Here is a 17,391-nt window from a genome sequence, read left to right as displayed (position 1 = left end):
ACCCCTCACCCCATCACATCGAAGAAGACAGTTGCCTTGCGGCAACTATCCTCCACGTGCCACCCGCCTGACAACCGCACCCCCGCCCCATCCCCGTGCCACCCCCGTCCCACCCTCTTCGCTTACACCGTGCACACGACTCGCACGCGGGTTGCCCGCATGCCCCTGGCGCCTGACAAATGGGCTCCCGGCTGACACAGTGGTGAGATGCCCCGAGCCGTCCACTCCCTCACCGATGACCAGGCGCTTGTCGACGCCTGCGCCGTCGCGGAGTTGCTCGAAGTCTTGTGGCATCCGATCCAGGAAGCCGCTGTGGGCCCGGTCCCGGCGTCGCAACTGCGCGCCTTGACCGTGATCGAGGGGCGGTCCGGGATAAACCTGCGTGACCTCGGAGAAGCACTCGGATCAGCTCCGCCCGCAGTCAGCCGGCTGTGCGACCGGCTGGAAGCGGCGGGCCTGCTCCAGCGCTCCCGCGGCAGGACCAACCGGCGGGAAGTCGAGCTGACCCTGAGCCGGGGCGGACACGCGGTCCTGGCGGACACCCGCTCCCTGCGCGCGCACAAGGCAGCCGAGGTGCTTTCGCGGATGACACCTCAGGACCGGCGCTCCCTGGCCGAAGGCCTCGCCGCCTTCCGCGACGCGGCCGAGGCCCACATCGGGCTCGGCGACGTCCTGGCCGGCGAGGACAACCTGCCCGACACCGCCTGAGCCCCGCGAGCCCGGCCGGCGGCCGGGTCCGGCACGGCAGGCCCGTCGCGGCCTGCGCGACTTCCCGCGCCGTGGCGGCAAGCCGGTCCTCGGGTCCTACGGGGCCCACGGGTCCTACGGGGCCCACGGGGCCCACGGGTCCCACGGGTCCCGCGGAAGGGAGAGGGAGCCTAAGCCCGGGGCCGACCGAACCAGTCCAGGCAGGTGACCAGCGCGTCATCATCGGCCGCGGTGTCGCGGTACTCGGTCAGCTCTTCCAGGATCGCTCGAGGTACCGCGGCGGCCGGCAGGAGAGCCGTCGCGTGGATGGCGCGGGCCAGTGCCCGCTCGCCGTAGGCCACACCGCCCTTGTCCGCAGCCCCGTAGACGCCGTCGCTGACGAAGATCAAACGGTCGCCGGGGAGTGCGTCGAAGCGCTGCGCCGAGTAGTGCGACTCCTCGAACATTCCCAAGGGGAGCTGCTCCTCGAAGCGGACCCTCTCCACGGATCTCTCCCGGTACCGCCACAGCTGGGGAGATCCGGCATCCACGACCTCGCCGTGGCCCGTGGACAGCTCCAGGCACAGCAGGAGGGTCGAGACGTACTCCCGGCCCTGGTACTGCCCGAAGACGGCCTGGTCCGCCAGCGCGGCTTGATCGGCGATGTCCACCCCGGCCCTTCTGGCGTTGCGCAGGGCGTTGACGGCGAGGTTGGTCAGGAGCGAGGCCTGGATCCCCTCGCCCATTCCGTTGGTGACGGTCATCGTGAGGGTTTCGGCGCTGGTGGACCAGTCGAAGTTGTCGCCGTGGATGTCGTAGGCGGGCTCGAGCTGTGCTCCGATGGCGTACTCCGGACGGGCGCACGCCCGCCCCGGGAGCAACTGCCACTGCATCTCGGCCGCCAGCGTCAGCCGGCTCGCCCGGCGGGCCCGCAGGTACAGATCGGTGTCCCGCTCCGCGACGACGATCTCGTGCCCCAGCAGCTCCGCGATGTCCGTCAGCTCCCCGACGGTTTCCGTCGTGCACAGGCGCTCCGGCAGGCGCACCGTGAGGATCCCGAGCCGGTCACCCCGCACGGTCACCGGTAGATGCAGGTCCAGGGCATTGCCCTCGGCCGAGTACTGACCGTACGGCTCCTGGCTGCCGAAGGCCCGGCCCTGCGGGGTGGCTTGGAGCGGCAGCGGCTCCGCGGTGTCCGGCAGGGCGGTGACCTGCTGCAGGACGCTCAAGCTGTAGTCCGCCATCAGGAGGTCGACTTCGAGGGCCTCGTAATGCGCGACGAGTGCGGAGCGAACGGTTCGGAGCAGGTCGTGCGGTGCGGCGGTGCGCAGAGCGCGTTCCACGGCCAGGAAGTTCGTCATGGCGAGCGTCATCTCTCACAGAGTGGTCGGAAGGAGAAGGGGACGGCGCGTCTGGACGGCTGCCCGACCCCCGAGGTCCTGCGGGACGGGCTCCTGCGAACCGGCTGGCGGCGGATGCCCCCGTTCGCCGACCGAAGACCACTGTTCAGCGTCTGAAAATTTGCCGTGGAGCAACTGTGCCCGGTCAGTATCACCTGCGGTGCGCGGCCTGGCGTACCGAACCGAATGCGCCTCGCAGGCACACGACAGTCACGCCTTCACGGGCTGGTCGCCGCTTCGGGTCAGGTCACGAGCGGGCGGGCGGCGAAGGGTGACGTCAGAGTCGCTCACTGCGGACAGGTCGTACGGTCCGCTCCGCGTGCCCCGGTCCCCGCCGGGCAACCGCACGAAGCGGGCGGCGTGCCCCGAGCCCCGAGTGCCGTGGTGACGGGATCTACGGGACCTACTGCGGGGGCGTGAGCGCCACCGCCTCAGCGGTGCGGCAGACGCGCCACTGAGGCGGAGTTCCGGCTCGGGGTGTTCCAGCAGCGGGACCACCGTCCCGGACGGACGCGTTCGTCTCAGGACGAGTCCGACGGCGTGGACGCTTCCGCGGCGCGGCGGTACTCGGCATTGATGCGCTGGGCTTCTTCGAGCTGGTCCTCGAGGATGACGATGCGGCAGGCCGACTCGATGGGGGTCCCCTGGTCGACGAGTTCGCGGGCTCGAGCAGCGATGCGCAGCTGGTAGCGGGAGTAGCGGCGGTGTCCGCCGGCGGAGCGGAGCGGGGTGATGAGACGGGCTTCGCCGAGTGACCGGAGGAATCCCTGCGTGGTGCCGAGCATCTCGGCGGCCCGGCCCATGGTGTAGGCGGGGTAGTCGTCGTCGTCGAGACGGCCGAACGAGTCGTCTGCTGTCATTGAACCTCTCTCGTGGAACGCGTGGAGGGGCCCTGGCGCCTATGGCACCAGGGCCCCGAAGGAACTACTACACCATCTGTCGGCCCTGATACTGCGCCGACCCTGTGATTCCGCCGACCCGGCCGAGATGCTGCCGGGAGTGCGGGGATCGCGGTTGCTTGACCGGAGACCACCTCACTATCGATGTCCTGCGGTACCCGGGCTCAGGCTTCCACCCGGGCGATCCTGATGGTGCTCGGCTCCTCCGTTCTTCCCTCGGTGATCAACTGCCTACTACTACTGCGTACTGCTGGGTGATACGTACTGCTGGGTACTGCGCACTGCATTCACGGGTACTGCCACTGCGTCAACCGCGGTACTTCTCTCGGCGGCCCCTGATCACTGCGGGCCGCCCGGTCCGGTCGTCAGTCCCGTCGCCGTCCTGCAACCGCTCTGGCTTCGACACTCCACGCCCGTACCACCCTGCTGAACTGCGACAACTCGTACCACGGGTACCACTGCCCGGCAGTTCGTCTCTGCCGGGCCCTGCTGTCTCTCTGGGTTACGAAAGAAACCATAGCCACGCCGCAGCCCAATGTCTACTCCAGCCGCGATAGATTTTCGTTCGGGCGGCGAAGAGGTAATCGGTTGCAGCTGACCAGGTGGCATCGGTTCAGAGCAGCGCGTGCGGGTACGGTGCGGCGCGCTGCTGAAAGGCCAGGACCGCCGGATTCTGTACGGTGCCGCCGCGGATCTCGATCGCTCGGCGAATGGTGTGGTCCCCGTCCCAGCCGGCCGGCCCTTCGAGGACCGACCGCAGGAACGGGATCAGCGCCTCGCTGTTCTCCCAGGTGGCGGCGTCCCACAGGTAGGAGGGGCTGTGATCCACGGCGTAGTAGTGGACCTGGTCGCCGACGGTGAACATCGGCGCGTTGAAGGTGGTGGCCCGAGCCCAGGCGAAACCCATGCCCTCGTCGCAGGAGACGTCGATGACGAGGGTGCCGGGCGCGAGCTTCGGCAGGTCCTCCTCTATCAGGAACATCAGCGGCGCCGCGGTGTCCTGGAGCACGCAGTTGACGATGATGTCGTGCCCGGCGAGGAAGTCGGCCAGCGGCTCCGGGCCGTCCTCGGTGACCACGATGCTGCGCCGCGGGTCGAGGGTGTCGTCGGCCACGTCGTGGTCGAAGTGCACGATCCGTGCCGAGTGGATCGGTGAGCTGACGGCGGCGATGCCGCGGGCGGTCAGCACATCCACATCGTGAACGCCCAGCGCGCTGAGCGCGGTGACCGCGCCGCGGGCGGTGGCGCCGAAGCCGATCACCACCGCACGCCGCCGACGCCCGTAGTCACCGGTCGACCCGGTCAGCTGCATGGCGTGCAGCACCGACGAGTAGCCGGCCAGCTCGTTGTTCTTGTGGAAGACGTGGAGACTGAATCCCCCGTCCCGGGTCCAGTGGTTCATCGCCTCGAAGGCGATCACCGTGAGCCTGCGGTCGATGGCGGCCTGGGTGACCTTCTCGTCCTGCACGCAGTGCGGCCACCCCCACAGCACCTGCCCGTCCCGCAGGTCCTCCAGATCCTCGTGCAGCGGTTTGGCCAGCAGGATGACGTCGCACTCCGCGATCAGTTCCTCGCGCGAGCGGAAACCGGCGACCCACGGAGCGAGCTGACCGTCCGAAACGCCGAAGTGAGCGCCGTAACCGGTCTGCAGGTAGATGCTGGGCTGGAGGTCGGCGTCGATGCGTTCGAAATGCGCCGGGTGGATCGGCAGACGGTGTTCGTTTTCCTTGCGGGTCTGCGACATGATTCCGAGCTTGAGCTTGAGCTGATGCAAGATGCCCCTTTGGTTGCTGTCTGTGTAAGAAGCCCGTACGCGGGAGGGCCCGACCGGCGTGTGCCGGTCGGGCCCTCCTCGCCGTCCGGGCGCCGGCTCGCACCGGTCGGGTCGGTCAGACCGCCACGGGAGCGCCGAGCATCGCGGATGCGTGCTGGAGCGGACTGAGGACGCGCGCGGGCGCGGCGGCCCGGGGGAGCCCGCGGCAGGTGAAGCCGAGCTGGGTCATGGCCCGAAGGACTTCACCGACGCTGAAGTCACGCCTGTCCTGACGGGTGATGACCTGGCCGACCTGCTTCACGGGGTAGATGCGGCGGCCGATGATCACGGAGTCGCCGACGATCTCCTCGGGCTTGATGCCCTTCATCGATTCAAGGACGCCGCTCTTGGTCAGCTCGAACGGGAAGCGGGCGATGACACAGCGCATGTTGCCTCACAGGAAGAAGGGGAGGGGCACGGTTCTGTCGTGGTGAGGCGGGTCAGCGGGCGAGGGCGAGGGTGCGCGCGCGAGCGCGGACGCCGGGAGTGGAGGAGCGGGGCTGCATCCGGATCAGCATCACGACGTGCCTCCTGCAGAGATGGGTCATTCTTCTGATCACGTGGCTGTCAGGCCGCCGCGTCGAAGGTGGACTGCCGAGCGCTCGCGCGCCGGGCAGCCGACATGGGCCCACGCCGCCCGCGCGAGGAGCCGGCGCTGCGCCTGGGCCGCTCGGAAACCGGCGCCGTGATGGTGACGGGGATTCCGGAGGGCGCCTGGGCGCCGGTGATCCGGGTCAGGGCCTCGTCGCCGGAGCGGACCTGGGTGGTCTGCGGGGCGATTCCGGCGGCCTGCATGAGGCGGGTCATGTCGCGGCGCTGGTTGGGGGTGACCAGGGTGACGACGCTGCCGGACTCGCCCGCGCGGGCGGTGCGGCCGCCGCGGTGGAGGTAGTCCTTGTGGTCGGTCGGCGGGTCGACGTTGACGACGAGGTCGAGGTTGTCGACGTGGATTCCACGGGCGGCGACGTTCGTGGCGACCAGGACGGTGACGTGTCCGGTCTTGAACTGGGCCAGGGTCCGGGTCCGTTGCGGCTGGGACTTGCCGCCGTGCAGGGCCGCGGCGCGGACGCCGTTGTCGAGGAGGTCCTGGGTGAGGCGGTCCACGGCGTGCTTGGTGTCGAGGAACATGATCACGCGGCCGTCGCGGGCGGCGATCTCCGTCGTCGTCCGCTGCTTGTCGGCGCCGTGGACGTAGAGGACGTGGTGCTCCATCGTGGTCACCGCGCCCTGCGAGGGATCGACGGAGTGCACGACCGGGTCCGTCAGGTAACGGCGCACCAGCAGGTCGACGTTGCGGTCCAGGGTGGCGGAGAACAGCATCCGCTGGCCCTCGGGGCGCACTTGGTCGAGCAGCGCGGTGACCTGGGGCATGAAGCCCATGTCGGCCATCTGGTCGGCCTCGTCCAGGACGGTGATCCCGACCTGGTTCAGCCGGCAGTCACCCCGGTCGATGAGGTCCTTCAGCCGGCCCGGGGTGGCGACCACGACTTCGGCGCCGCCGCGCAGGGCGTGCGCCTGGCGGCCGATGGGCATGCCGCCGACGACGGTGGCCAGGCGCAGCTTGACCGCCCGGGCGTAGGGGGTGAGCGCGTCGGTCACCTGCTGGGCCAGTTCGCGGGTGGGTACGAGGATCAGCGCGAGCGGCTGGTGGGGTTCGGCACGCTGCCCGGCGGTGCGGGCCAGCAGGGCGAGGCCGAACGCGAGGGTCTTTCCGGAGCCGGTGCGGCCACGGCCGAGGACGTCACGGCCCGCGAGGGTGTTGGGCAGGGTGGCGCCCTGGATCGGGAAGGGCACGCTCACTCCCTGCGCTCCGAGGGCGGCCAGCAGCTCGGCCGGCATGTCGAGATCGGCGAAGGCTTCGACGGCGGCCAACGCGGGCGTGATCGTCTTCGGCGGCGCGAACTCGCCCTGTAGCGCGGCGGGCCGGCGGCTGGAGCCGCCGGAGCGGCTCGGACCTGCGGAACGGCTTCGAGCGGGGGAGCCCGAGGAACCGAACCGGCCGCCCCGCTCCGAGCCGGCGCCGTTGCCGTTGCCGAAAGTGGGGCCGCCGGTGCGGCCGCGGGTACGGGACGAGCGCTCGTTCTTACGTGTGGGGTTCATTCGAAACCTTCCTTGATACGGCACGTATCAAGGAATTCCCGCAGCAGAAGAGCAGCGCAGAGAATTGCGAGAACGGGCCGAATGGAATGCGGAGGCAGATCCGGCCCGCGAGAAATGCGCGCGGGTACGGGTACTGCGATAAGTGTGGCGTCATGCGACGCGAAACTGGAGAAATGAACTCGGATGCGGCTCCGAGGCGGCGGCATCCCGTGCTCGGTCCCGCGGGTGAACGCACCGCGGGCGATGTGTGCAGCTGGGGCCCGCACCCCGAGGGATGCGGGCCCCAGCTGCGAAACGCGAGTCGGCGTCAGGCGGGAACGATGTTCTCCGCCGTCGGGCCCTTCGGACCCGGCGCGATGTCGAAGACGACCTTCTGGCCCTCGGTCAGCTCGCGGAAACCCTGGGCGGCGATGTTCGAGAAGTGGGCGAAGACGTCGTCCCCGCCACCGTCCTGCTCGATGAAGCCGAAACCCTTCGCCGCGTTGAACCACTTCACGGTGCCAGCAGCCATGTCATATCTCCTTGGGGCAGTACACCGGCGTCCGCACTGTGCGGAGACCGTGTCGCCGCGATGATGCCCCGCCCGGAAAATGACCGGAAATATGAAGCGCCACCATGCGACGTGAGGGTCGACCGGGAACGCCTTAAGTTTTTGGGAACCAAAACTGCAACCAAGATGGACAGTAGCACGCCGCAGTGGAACGCAGGGGTCAAATAAATTCAACCCCCGCGCCGCGGCAAAAACTCTCCTCGCGGTGCCCGTTAAATTCTCAGACCGCCGGGACAGATATTGATTCGCCCCGAGCGCGGTGGGCGGAGGCAGGGCGGCGCGGCCGATGGCTGAGCTGATGTTCGAGACCGTGGGGGGCTCGCACTGCGAGTGACACCAGGCAGGCCCTCCCCACCAGTTGGGGCGCGGGGAGGGCGCGGCGAGGCCAGCGGGGTCTAGGTGATGCGAAAGCCCCTGGAATTCGCCGCTTACCTGGGGCTTTGCTGTGGAGCGGGTGACGGGAATCGAACCCGCGCAATAGGCCTGGCAATCCATGGCGCGGAGATTGCTCGTGTGGGGTCTGACCTGCGTAAACCATCCCTGCCGAGCGTCTTCCGGAGCCTCTGCCCTGCTCCGGTTCCGCTCCGGTTCCGACCGCTGTTGACCGCTCCTGAGGGCACGGTTGGGGCTCGCCCCCACCTTCCGCGACCGGTCGGCCGCATGGGCTCGTCGACCGGGCCATGGGGTCCCATCGCCCCTACCGGAACCTGGTCCGTGCCAGTGCCCGTCATCCGTGGTCGGTCGTCATCCGCACTGTCAACTGCCCGTCATTACCCCTGAGGTAATCGTTTTCCCCGGCGCCCTCGAAGAAGCTTGATCCATCGAAGCGATCAAGCGATCAAGCGATCACGAACGGGGAACGACATGAACATGCGGCGATACACGCGCACCGGAGTGTTCGCGGCGGCCACTCTTCTCGCAGGCCTCACCATCGGTGCCGCGCCGGCCACCGCCACCGCCGAGGGCGGCGAGTGCACCGAGGTCCGCGAGAAGGTAGACCGGCTCGAAGGGCGGATCACCCCGAACGCCTGCGCCTTCATGAAGCGGCAGATCCTCTTCGGCGAGGCCCCCAGCCTCCAGACCTACCTGGACATCTTCGACGAGGAGGCCAGCCTCTGGGAGGCCGGCGGCAAGCCCCAGCGCGGCCACGCGGTGATCGGCGCCTCGATCAGCAACTCGCTCCGCCTTGTGCCGGACCTCCGCTACCGCGGCACGAACGTGGTCGCCGACGGCGCCGTGATGATGTTCGGCCAGCAGAACACGGTCACCCTCAAGGGCCACAAGGTCAGCTACCCGCAGATCGCCCGCAACGTCCTCGGCGATGACGGCAAGACCATCCAGGCCCGCCGCTACTACGACCGCTACGAGCTGTTCCAGGTCCTGCCCGAGTCTCAGCGGCCCCGCCCCCTCTTCGCCGGCATCGCCGACCCGGCCGGCCCCGGCCCGCGCGGAGCGGCCCCCGACCGGTTCCACGCCCAGGAGATCCCCGCCCGCCTCGCCGCCTGGAACAGCGGGGACGCTGCCGCGCTGGCCGCCCGTACCGGCAACGCCAAGCTGGCCGGGCCCGGCCTGGACCGGTCGCTGACCACCGAGGAGGGCAAGACCGCCTACCTCCACCGGCTGTTCGAGAACGCCGACGTCGAGTTCAAGGCGGGCCAGGTGGCCATCGGCCGCACCACCACTTACATCGAGTGGCATGGCACGATGACCGACCCCACCGGCGTCGACCCCAAGGGCACCGACATCCCCTTCGGGATCGTGGAGCGCATTGGCCCGAAGGGCGAGTGGGAGCTCTACTTCGACACCCTGCCGGTGATCGCGGACGAGGAAGAGATCCGCGGCCTGTTCAAGGCGCTCGCGAGCTAGGTGCGGTGGGCACGCCCCCCGATCGGCTCCGGTCAGCGCGACCAGGGTGTTGCAGGCTCCCCCGCGAAGTCGGCAGCGACTCGGCGAGCAATCTGGAGCGCCATCAGGGCAGTTATGGCACGCGAATGGCACACGGGCCGGGAGAGATCCAGACAACGAGGAAGGCCCAGGTCGCTGACCTGGGCCTTCCTGCAAGAGCGGAGCGGATGACGAGAATCGAACCCGCGCTATCAGCTTGGGAATCTACTGCGCAGGTCAGACCCACACCGGACCTGACCTGCGTAAACAAGCGCTGGTGGGTCCTCTGGGGGAGCCCCTCCGGTCCCGCATGTGTCCGCTGTTGACCGTCCCTCAGGGCACGGTTGGGGCACGCCCTTCACGGTGGCGCACCAAGGCAAGATCGAATCGGTCCGACGTGCCATGCGCCGGACCGGGTGCAACGGGTCTTTCATTCCGTGTACGGCAGCCAGGCGTTGTTGTTCTCGTTGTACCAGTAGCTGTGGCCGGCGTTCTGGGCGACCGTGCGGAACGGGCGGCCGTGGTCGTCGATGCGGGTGGTGCCCTTGCGGTCGCCACTGCTCCAGGCCAGCTCCAGGTACCAGCTGACGTCCTGACCGAGTGTGGCGGCATCGACGTTCAGCACCTGGGGGTCGGTGGCGGAGACCTTGTACGGGAAGTCGGTCGAGGGCGTCGGCCGCTCGCCCTCCTTGCCGGGTACGGGCCTGGCCCTCGGGGAGGCGTCGTCCAGGTTCACGGCGAAGGACGCCGGCGCCAGCGTGCCGCCGCAACCGGAGCCCATGGTGTACGCGTTCCAGCCGGGAGCCTTGCGGCCGCTCACGACATGGACGTACAGCGCGTGCAGGACCGTGGCCTTGCCCTCGGTGCCCTGGACGGTCAGCTGCATGCGCAGGTGCCCCGCCGGGACGGCGTCCAGGGCCCGGGCCCACCCTTCGGTCGCCTGCCCGGCGGGGGGCGGGGGGACCGTGCCGGGTGCCTTGTCCAGGGCGAACCACTGGTCGCAGGGGCTGTCCCAGTTGTCGGGCAGGACGTTGACCGTGAACGGGGCGGTGGGAGAGGCCCCCTCCCTGGCGGTGGCCGACGAGGTGGACGCGGACGTTGCCGAGGGGGACGACGGGCCGGGGCTGGACGGGGGTGCGGAATCGGCTGTGGGCGTGGGTGACGACGACCCGCCGGACGGCAAGGCCGGGCCCGCTGCCGCCCGCTCGCGCGAGGACGGCTGGGCGGCGCCGCGGCGCGTGTCCCCGTGACCCTTGTCTCCCATGGCGGAAACGGCGGCGGCGGTCCCCGCCACCGCGGCGGTGGCCACGGCGGCCGCAACGGCGAGCAGCAGCCGACGGCGACGCCGGGCCCCCGGTACGGAGGCCCGGGCGCGGCCCGGCTCGATAAGAGCGGCGGGGGCATGTGCGGGTGCCTCCGTTGCCGGCGCAGGGGCGGGGGCCTCCGCCGGTGCTGGCGCGGGACCGGGGGTGGGCGCAGGGGCGGATGCCTCCGCAGCGGCAGGTCCGGGCGCCGGGGCGGACCCGGCCGCGGGCGCCGGGGCCGGTACGGGGTCGGCCTCCGCCTGCGGCCGGACCTCCGAAGCCTCCCCAGCCACCGCCACCGCCGATGCAGGCGGCACCTCCGGCGCGGCGTCACCGCCCCGCGGCGCCACGGAGTTCGCCGCCCCCGACCCCGAGGCCTGCCCCTCCGTCACCCCCCGCCGCCGCTCCACCAGCGCCAGCAGCCACTGCCGGTGCAGCGCGACCAGTTCGTCGGCCGAGGCACCGCAGACTCGGGCGAACCGCTCCACCGGGGCGTACTCCGTGGGCACCGCCGCGCCGCTGCAATAGCGGTGCAGCGTCGAGTTGCTGGAGTGCAGACGCTTCGCGAGCGTGCCGTAGCTGCGCCCCGAGCGCTCCTTGAACCCGCGCATCAGCTCCGCGAACCGCTCCGTCTCCGTGGCCATTCCACCCTCCCCCTCATCCCGGAAGCACGTTTCATCCCGGAAGCACGTTCCAGGCTCACCCGATCGCCCAGGTGAGAGGGGTCGGGAGCGTTACAGGGTTCCTACTATCCCGGCCCAGACGCCACTGGAACAAAACCGGCCCCACAGTTGCGTCATCAGCCCGTCGGTCCGCCCATCGGATCGGCGGTCGGATACGGCAGTCGCAACGGGAGGGTCCCACCCGCCCCACCGACCGCCCTCGGCCGCCTGCGGCAGCAGCCGACCGGAACAGCAGCCCCACCCAACGTCTCGTCAGGCGGAAAGCGGAAGCCTCCGTCTGACGACCCCACCGACACGGAGAGTTCCCCATGCGCACCTACCGACTTCGCAACACCGCCCTGGCCACCGCCACCGCCGGTCTTGCTCTGGCCCTGACCGCCTGCGGCGGCTCGGACAGCCCCGGCGGGACGACCGCGAACCCCGCCCCGGCCAAGAGCGCGGACAAGCCGGTCTCGACCGGGACCGTGACACCGTCCGGGGAGGGCGCCTCCGCCGCCCCGTCCGCCGGCAAGGTCACCGGAACCGGCACGGCCACCGCCACCCCGGCGAAGGCCGGCTCGGGCGGCAAGAACAAGGGAGACACCACCGGTGACTCCTACGCCTACACCCACCCCTGCTCGGCGCGGAACCTGACCGTCAAGGTCACTTCCCCGACGGGCACTCCGGCCACCGTCCGCGTCATCACCGTGACCAACAACGGTTCCACCTCCTGCGGTCTGGACTACTTCCCCACCGTCGGCTTCAGCGCCAAGGGTGCCGCGCTCGGTCTCCAGGCCACCGCCCCCGGTGGTCTGGGCGGCGCCCCGGCGTACCCGCTGCACCCCGGCGCCACCGCGTACGCGGCCGTCAACCTCAACCCGTCGGGTGGCAACGGCCCCGTGGCCGACGAGGTCAACGTCCTGGCCGACAAGGAGCACATGCCGAACGCGGACGGCGTCAGCCTCCGGCTGGCCAAGCCGGGCAGCGTCGCCAACCCCAAGGTCGGCCTGTACCGCACCAACACCCGCGACGCGCTGAGCGCCTTCTGAACGGAGTTCCGGGGCCGCGGCCCCGGCCGTCCCACGGGGTGCGTCACCGGGCGGGCTCAACTGTCCTGCGCGAGGAACCCCCTCTTGCGTACAGGGCTGCCTCACCCGGGTTGTTCGTCTGGCGAGAGTCCCATCGGAGCAGACTCACAGAACCGGTGGGACTGGCGGCGAGTGGCGTACCCACGACGTGGTCGACGTGGGCGGGCACAGGATTGGCGCGCTGGAGGCCATCTACGTGGACACCAGCACGGACGAGCCGGCCATCTTCCAGCACTACGGCCTCACATACCGGCCCGGTGCGGGTGGCGAGCGGCAGCTCGCCCGCCGCTGATCCTGGTCATCGTGGCGATGGTGCTGGGCATCATCGGCGCTGCCGCCGAAGGCATGCTCTCTCTGCTGGTCATCGGCATCCTGGTCTTCGTGGCGGCCCTGGTGTACCTGGGCATGCACGGGCGGCGCTCCGGACGCCGCCGACTCCGCTGAGAAGGGTGCGCTCCGGCGACCGGGTGACCTTCTACACCTGGCCTGTGCTGGGGGGATAGCGGTGGGTGACCGTTCGGGATGCGCGGGTGTGGGGGTGTTGTTTGGCTGGTGGCGTCCCGCTCTCCCCAGATTTCAGGAGTGATCATGAGCGTTGCAGGCGAGTCCGGCAGCCGTGCCCAGCAGATGCGTGACCAGGTCAAGAAGATCGAGCAGGCCGCGGAGCGTGCCACCGACCCGGCGGAGCGTCAGCGTCTGAAGGAGAAGGCCCGCCGGGTCGAGGAGCAGAGCAAGAAGGAGAGCGAGCGGGGCAGCGAGGGCATCGACCCCATGTGACCGCCCAGCACATCTACCGGCCCGTGGCTGCCCGCGCGATCCTCTGCGCGCGAGGGAGACACCGGCCGGTGTTTTGTGAGATCGCCCTACGGAGAACACCCCCTCCGGCACGGGGGTGGGCAATCCGGCGCGGGTGGTGGCCGGCTGGATGCATCGCGCCTCGCTCCCTGTGACGTGGCGACGGTGACACAACGGCCCCGGCACATTCACCCGCCGGGGCCGCCCTTCCGGGCCGCCGCACGTGAGAGTGCAATGACCCACCTATCAGGCTATGCCTGTGGCGAACCTCCGGCATCAGGGACAGGACTGTAACGGCGATCGTGATGAGGGCAAGGCCGAAGCGGGGTCGCCGACGCCTGCGAGATCAGGTAGCGCGCCCGTAGCGGACAGTTCCACGATGACTGCGTACGAGGCAGCCGTTTGCCGGCTTGCCGGAAGGCGTGGAGCGTCAGGCCGGAGCAGTCGAAGCGCTTGGGTCCCATCGCGCCGTACGCATACAGGGCGCCCTGCTTGGAGATGGCCGCGGCCACCGTCCTGATGTCGTTCGGCGCGCCGCCCGCGTCGGCATGGGCAGCGGCTGACGCCAGTGGGCCAGTGGCCGGGAAGGGCAAGAGGGTGATCGTCACGGCGAGTGTCATCGGGATCCAGGCCGGCATTGTGCGCCGTAGCGGCTAGCCCGAGACATTCAGCGTCTCGAGGTGTCAACTCCTATGAGGGCGTCGCGATCACACAGGCAGGCTCTCTGTCTCTGGCATATTACGCAGAAACCTGCATCGAAAAGCGGTCCAGTCGGCGAGATTTTCGATTATACGAGTCGCTTCGAGACAATATGCGAATTCCTGTTAATTTCAACAGGAAAAATGTCAAGCTGGGTGAGGGTCATCCGAGTTCCGGCCCTTCTTCATCCGGCGCGAATCACCGTGAACGACACGGAACCAAGGCGGATCCGGTAGCCCCTGCCGTGACAATCTGTTCGCCAGCGCAAGGTTCTTTTGGAGCGGAGGTATGCGTCCCGTGGGCGTCACTGTGAATCCCACCGTCAGCAGACGCCGACTGGGGTCGGAGCTGCGCAGGCTTCGGGAGATCAGCGGAATGACGACGCAGCAGGTGGCGGAACGCCTGCTGATCTCCCAGCCCAAGATCAGCCTGCTGGAGAACGGCCACCGCCTCATCAAGCCGCGCGACGTGCGCGACCTCTGCGGGCTATACGGAGTCCAGGACCAGCGGCGTGTTGACCACCTGATGCAACTGGCCAGGGAATCGGGTCAGCAGGGCTGGTGGAACTCGTACGGCGACATCCCGTACGGCGCCTACATCGGCCTGGAGGCCGCGGCGGCCGCGATCCGTTTCTACGAGCCCATGGTGATCCCCGGCCTGCTGCAGACTCCCGCCTACGCCCAGGCGGTCATCGCAGGAACGATCCCTCACGCCACTGCCGAACAGGCCGCCACTCGCCTCCAGGTGCGGCTGCGGCGCCAGAGCCGGCTGAGTGCCCCGCACAACCTGCTGCGCTTATGGGCCGTACTGGATGAATCGGCGCTGCGGCGCGTCGTGGGCGGCCGCGAGGTCATGCGCGAACAGCTGGACCATCTGATCCACCTCAGCGCCCTGCCGCACATCACCCTGCAGGTTCTCCCTCACGATGTGGGTGCGCACCCGGGTGTCTCGGGACAGTTCGCGCTGCTCGAATTTGCCGACGCCACAGATGTGAGCGTGGTGTATCTCGAAAGGTTCACCAGTGACCTCTATCTGGAGAAACGATCCGACGTGCGGCTCTACAGTGATATGTATGCGCACTTGCAGGCCCAGGCGCTGGGCCCGGACCGTACGCGCCATTTCATCGACGAAGTCGTCAAGACGTACGACGGTACGGAATTCTTCCCTGACCTCCACCGGTCAGGGCAGGGAGTTCAGCGCGTGCAGGCGCCCTGTCCTTCGATGTCCTGACGGCGAGTCCGTCAGCGGCTCCGGCCGCCGGTCGATTTCGAACCACCAACTCATGCCCCAGCACGGGCTGTTCGGGGGCGTCGGCTCTGGGTCCCTCGAGCCCGCCGAGCCCCGCCGAGCCCCTGGACGACGAGTCCAGGGGCTCGGCGGGCGAACGGCTGACAAGGGCGTCCCATGTGGTTGACCGGGCTCCGGCCCCGGCCCCCGATGGCTCAGGGGCGGGAGGCGGTCACGTCCGCGATGGGCTAGTCCTGTCGAGTCGCCGTACGTCGGACCCTCTTCATGGTGAAGAGGACCGAGCCTCCGATGATTGCGAGCGCGGCTGCGGAGGCGGCCAGGATGCCGGGCCCGCTGCTTGCGTGGTTCGCGGCGAGTACGGGCGACGCTGCCTCCGGCTGCTGGCGGGTGGCGGCGCTCACGTGGGCGAAGTTGACGCTCTTGGCCGTGTGGCCGGCGCCCAGGGGGCCCAGAACATCGTCGAGGTTGCCCGGCAGGGAGGCAGCCCGTGAGGGCTTGCCGTGGTCGCCGTGACCGTGGCCGTGCTCGCCGTCGTCCTCGTCGTCGTGACCGTGGCCGGGTCCACCCTCGTCGTGGTCGTGGTCGTGGTCGTGGTGCCCATGGCCGTGCCCGCCGTGGTCACCCTTTTCGCCCTTGTCCCCGCGCGGCCCCTTGGGTCCGGCGGGTCCGGCGGGTCCGGCAGGTCCGGCAGGTCCGGCAGGTCCGGCAGGTCCGGCAGGTCCTGCGGGTCCCGCGGGTCCGGCGGGTCCGGTTGCGCCGACGGGTCCGGGGCTGCCGGCGGGTCCGGGCGAGCCGGTCGGGCCAGGGGCACCGGGCGAGCCGTCAGGGCCGGGAGCGCCGGTCGGGCCGGGGCTGCCGTCAGGGCCGGGGGCGCCGGGGGATCCGGGGGTACCGGGCGAGCCGTCAGGGCCGGGACTGCCGATCGGGCCGGGGCTGCCGTCAGGTCCGGGCGAGCCGGTCGGGCCGGGTGCGCCGGGGGACCCGGGGGCGCCGGGCGAGCCGTCAGGTCCGGGCGAGCCGTCAGGGCCGGGTGCGCCGTCAGGGCCGGGCGAACCCGTCGGGCCGGGCGAACCCGTCGGGCCGGGAGGGCCGGTCGGGCCGGGAGGTCCAGGCGGGCCAACGGCGCAAGCCGCCCTCGTAATGGTGTTGTTGTCCAGCGTGACCGCGCCATTGCGCGCGAGGGCCCGGCCTTCGATCACGGCGCCGGTGTTCACCGAGATGGACTCCAGGGCCAGGATGTTGCCCTTGAACTGGGAGGTCGTGTCGATGGTGGCGGAGCTGCCCACCTGCCAGAACACGTTGCAGGCATGTGCGCCGTTGATGAAGGCCACGACACTCGCCGGAGCCGTGATCAGGGTCGAGGGGATCCGGAAGATGAAGACGGAGGCGGGGTCGTTCTGGCCGTCGAGAGTGACCGTCCCGGTGATGCCCACGGTCGACGGGGCGGTGTAGACGCCGGGCGCCAGCGTGAGTCCGCCGATCTCGGCCGAAGCGAGCACGTTCCCCGGTCCCCGGCCTGCCGCGTCGTTGTAGGCGGTGACGAGGTCGTTCTTCGCCTGAAGCGCGGCGGCGTTGGGGGCGATGCGCTGCACTCCGTTGACGATGCCGGGCGGAAAGCCGGTCACCGATGTGCCCGGATAGAGGCCCAGGTCGCCGTTGATGATGGTGGGGGTGTTTGTGTTGGTGACCGTCGAACCGGCCAGAACCGCGTAGTTGGTGGCGGTCCCCAGTCCCACGGGGGCTTCCGCGGCGTGAGCGTATTGCGGAACCAGAGTGGCCGCCGCAAAGAGCGCGGTGGGAAGCAGGAAGATGGCTCCCCGTTTGAGCAGTCTTTGTTGAGGCTTTCTGTCGGGTGGATCCGACCGAATGGCATCCAAGGCCATAGCAGGACCTTTCTGTTGCTTCGATCCTCAGTCCTCCCGAAGGAGAACCTCGGGCGCCCGTGACGGTCACTGGACAGGGCGGAGGCCCCCCACCTGCGATCCCTCGTGCAGGCTCACCCTGGGCGGGGCGAGCGACTCCCTGCCAGAGGTAGTAATACGCCGTTACCCGGCATTACTCACGCATATTGCAGAGCAATACCCCGTATATCGGAAAAATAGGTCTACATGGGTGACGGAACGTCAGTATGTCGGAAATGTCTCGCACTCACATGCGAATCCATCGCTTCGGCCATGCGCCCGGCGATTCACCGAAAGGCGCTCCGTGAACGCCAACTGGCGATGCGCTGCGGCCCCTTGGGCGCGAGGCGGCCGTCACCGC

The 17,391-nt window shown here is 69.6% G+C and carries 15 protein-coding genes; 6 read left to right on the top strand and 9 right to left on the bottom strand.

What is annotated here, in order from left to right; genetic code table 11:
- Positions 1-207 precede the first annotated feature (207 nt).
- Positions 208-708 carry a MarR family winged helix-turn-helix transcriptional regulator gene (locus tag ACIQV3_RS28215; RefSeq protein WP_403716621.1) on the top strand — a complete coding sequence of 167 codons (501 nt, stop codon included), beginning with the start codon at positions 208-210 and terminating at the stop codon, positions 706-708.
- A gap of 170 nt (positions 709-878) precedes the next feature.
- On the opposite strand, the gene ACIQV3_RS28210 is transcribed toward ACIQV3_RS28215, so the two are convergent.
- The 6 genes from ACIQV3_RS28210 to ACIQV3_RS28185 form a co-directional block, all read right to left on the bottom strand.
- Entirely contained in the window at positions 879-2,060 is a 1,182-nt protein-coding gene (locus tag ACIQV3_RS28210) for a PP2C family protein-serine/threonine phosphatase (protein WP_403716618.1), read from the bottom strand.
- Positions 2,061-2,608: 548 nt separating this feature from the next.
- On the bottom strand, positions 2,609-2,947 hold the full coding sequence (locus ACIQV3_RS28205; RefSeq protein WP_403716616.1) for a MerR family transcriptional regulator: 339 nt from the start codon (positions 2,945-2,947) through the stop codon (positions 2,609-2,611).
- A gap of 652 nt (positions 2,948-3,599) precedes the next feature.
- A complete protein-coding gene (locus ACIQV3_RS28200) occupies positions 3,600-4,730 on the bottom strand; it encodes a N(5)-(carboxyethyl)ornithine synthase (protein ID WP_403716908.1) in 1,131 nt (376 codons plus the stop codon).
- Between the two features lie 145 nt (positions 4,731-4,875).
- Entirely contained in the window at positions 4,876-5,187 is a 312-nt protein-coding gene (locus ACIQV3_RS28195) for an SCO5918 family protein (protein ID WP_403716615.1), read from the bottom strand.
- A gap of 179 nt (positions 5,188-5,366) precedes the next feature.
- Positions 5,367-6,899 (bottom strand): DEAD/DEAH box helicase, encoded by a 1,533-nt coding sequence (locus tag ACIQV3_RS28190; RefSeq protein ID WP_403716613.1) that lies wholly within the window; start codon positions 6,897-6,899, stop codon positions 5,367-5,369.
- 307 nt (positions 6,900-7,206) lie between these two features.
- Complete coding sequence (locus ACIQV3_RS28185; RefSeq protein WP_383956891.1) at positions 7,207-7,410, bottom strand: cold-shock protein; 204 nt, start codon at positions 7,408-7,410, stop codon at positions 7,207-7,209.
- Between the two features lie 903 nt (positions 7,411-8,313).
- Between ACIQV3_RS28185 and ACIQV3_RS28180 the strand changes: the two genes are divergently transcribed.
- Positions 8,314-9,315 carry a hypothetical protein gene (locus tag ACIQV3_RS28180; protein WP_403716611.1) on the top strand — a complete coding sequence of 334 codons (1,002 nt, stop codon included), beginning with the start codon at positions 8,314-8,316 and terminating at the stop codon, positions 9,313-9,315.
- A 448-nt stretch (positions 9,316-9,763) separates the two neighbouring features.
- Here ACIQV3_RS28180 and ACIQV3_RS28175 read toward each other — a convergent pair whose 3' ends face one another.
- Positions 9,764-11,281 (bottom strand): helix-turn-helix domain-containing protein, encoded by a 1,518-nt coding sequence (locus ACIQV3_RS28175; protein ID WP_403716609.1) that lies wholly within the window; start codon positions 11,279-11,281, stop codon positions 9,764-9,766.
- A gap of 347 nt (positions 11,282-11,628) precedes the next feature.
- Between ACIQV3_RS28175 and ACIQV3_RS28170 the strand changes: the two genes are divergently transcribed.
- From ACIQV3_RS28170 to ACIQV3_RS28160, 3 genes are all read left to right on the top strand, one after another.
- Positions 11,629-12,348 (top strand): DUF4232 domain-containing protein, encoded by a 720-nt coding sequence (locus tag ACIQV3_RS28170; RefSeq protein WP_403716607.1) that lies wholly within the window; start codon positions 11,629-11,631, stop codon positions 12,346-12,348.
- 342 nt (positions 12,349-12,690) lie between these two features.
- Entirely contained in the window at positions 12,691-12,831 is a 141-nt protein-coding gene (locus ACIQV3_RS28165) for a hypothetical protein (protein WP_403716919.1), read from the top strand.
- 144 nt (positions 12,832-12,975) lie between these two features.
- Positions 12,976-13,164: a DUF6381 family protein gene (locus ACIQV3_RS28160; RefSeq protein WP_403716605.1), complete on the top strand. Its 189-nt coding sequence runs from the start codon at positions 12,976-12,978 to the stop codon at positions 13,162-13,164.
- 269 nt (positions 13,165-13,433) lie between these two features.
- Here ACIQV3_RS28160 and ACIQV3_RS28155 read toward each other — a convergent pair whose 3' ends face one another.
- Positions 13,434-13,802: an NlpC/P60 family protein gene (locus tag ACIQV3_RS28155; protein WP_403716603.1), complete on the bottom strand. Its 369-nt coding sequence runs from the start codon at positions 13,800-13,802 to the stop codon at positions 13,434-13,436.
- A 367-nt stretch (positions 13,803-14,169) separates the two neighbouring features.
- On the opposite strand from ACIQV3_RS28155, the gene ACIQV3_RS28150 reads away from it, so the two are divergent.
- Positions 14,170-15,111, top strand: coding sequence for a helix-turn-helix domain-containing protein (locus ACIQV3_RS28150; RefSeq protein ID WP_403716601.1), 942 nt, complete (start codon positions 14,170-14,172; stop codon positions 15,109-15,111).
- 245 nt (positions 15,112-15,356) lie between these two features.
- Here ACIQV3_RS28150 and ACIQV3_RS28145 read toward each other — a convergent pair whose 3' ends face one another.
- Positions 15,357-16,865, bottom strand: coding sequence for an ice-binding family protein (locus tag ACIQV3_RS28145; RefSeq protein ID WP_403716599.1), 1,509 nt, complete (start codon positions 16,863-16,865; stop codon positions 15,357-15,359).
- Positions 16,866-17,391 lie beyond the last annotated feature (526 nt).

Source organism: Streptomyces sp. NPDC099050 (genome assembly GCF_044759865.1).
Classification (GTDB): Bacteria; Actinomycetota; Actinomycetes; order Streptomycetales; family Streptomycetaceae; genus Streptomyces.
Note: the sequence above shows the minus strand (reverse complement) of the source record. Positions and strands in the feature narration are given on the sequence as shown.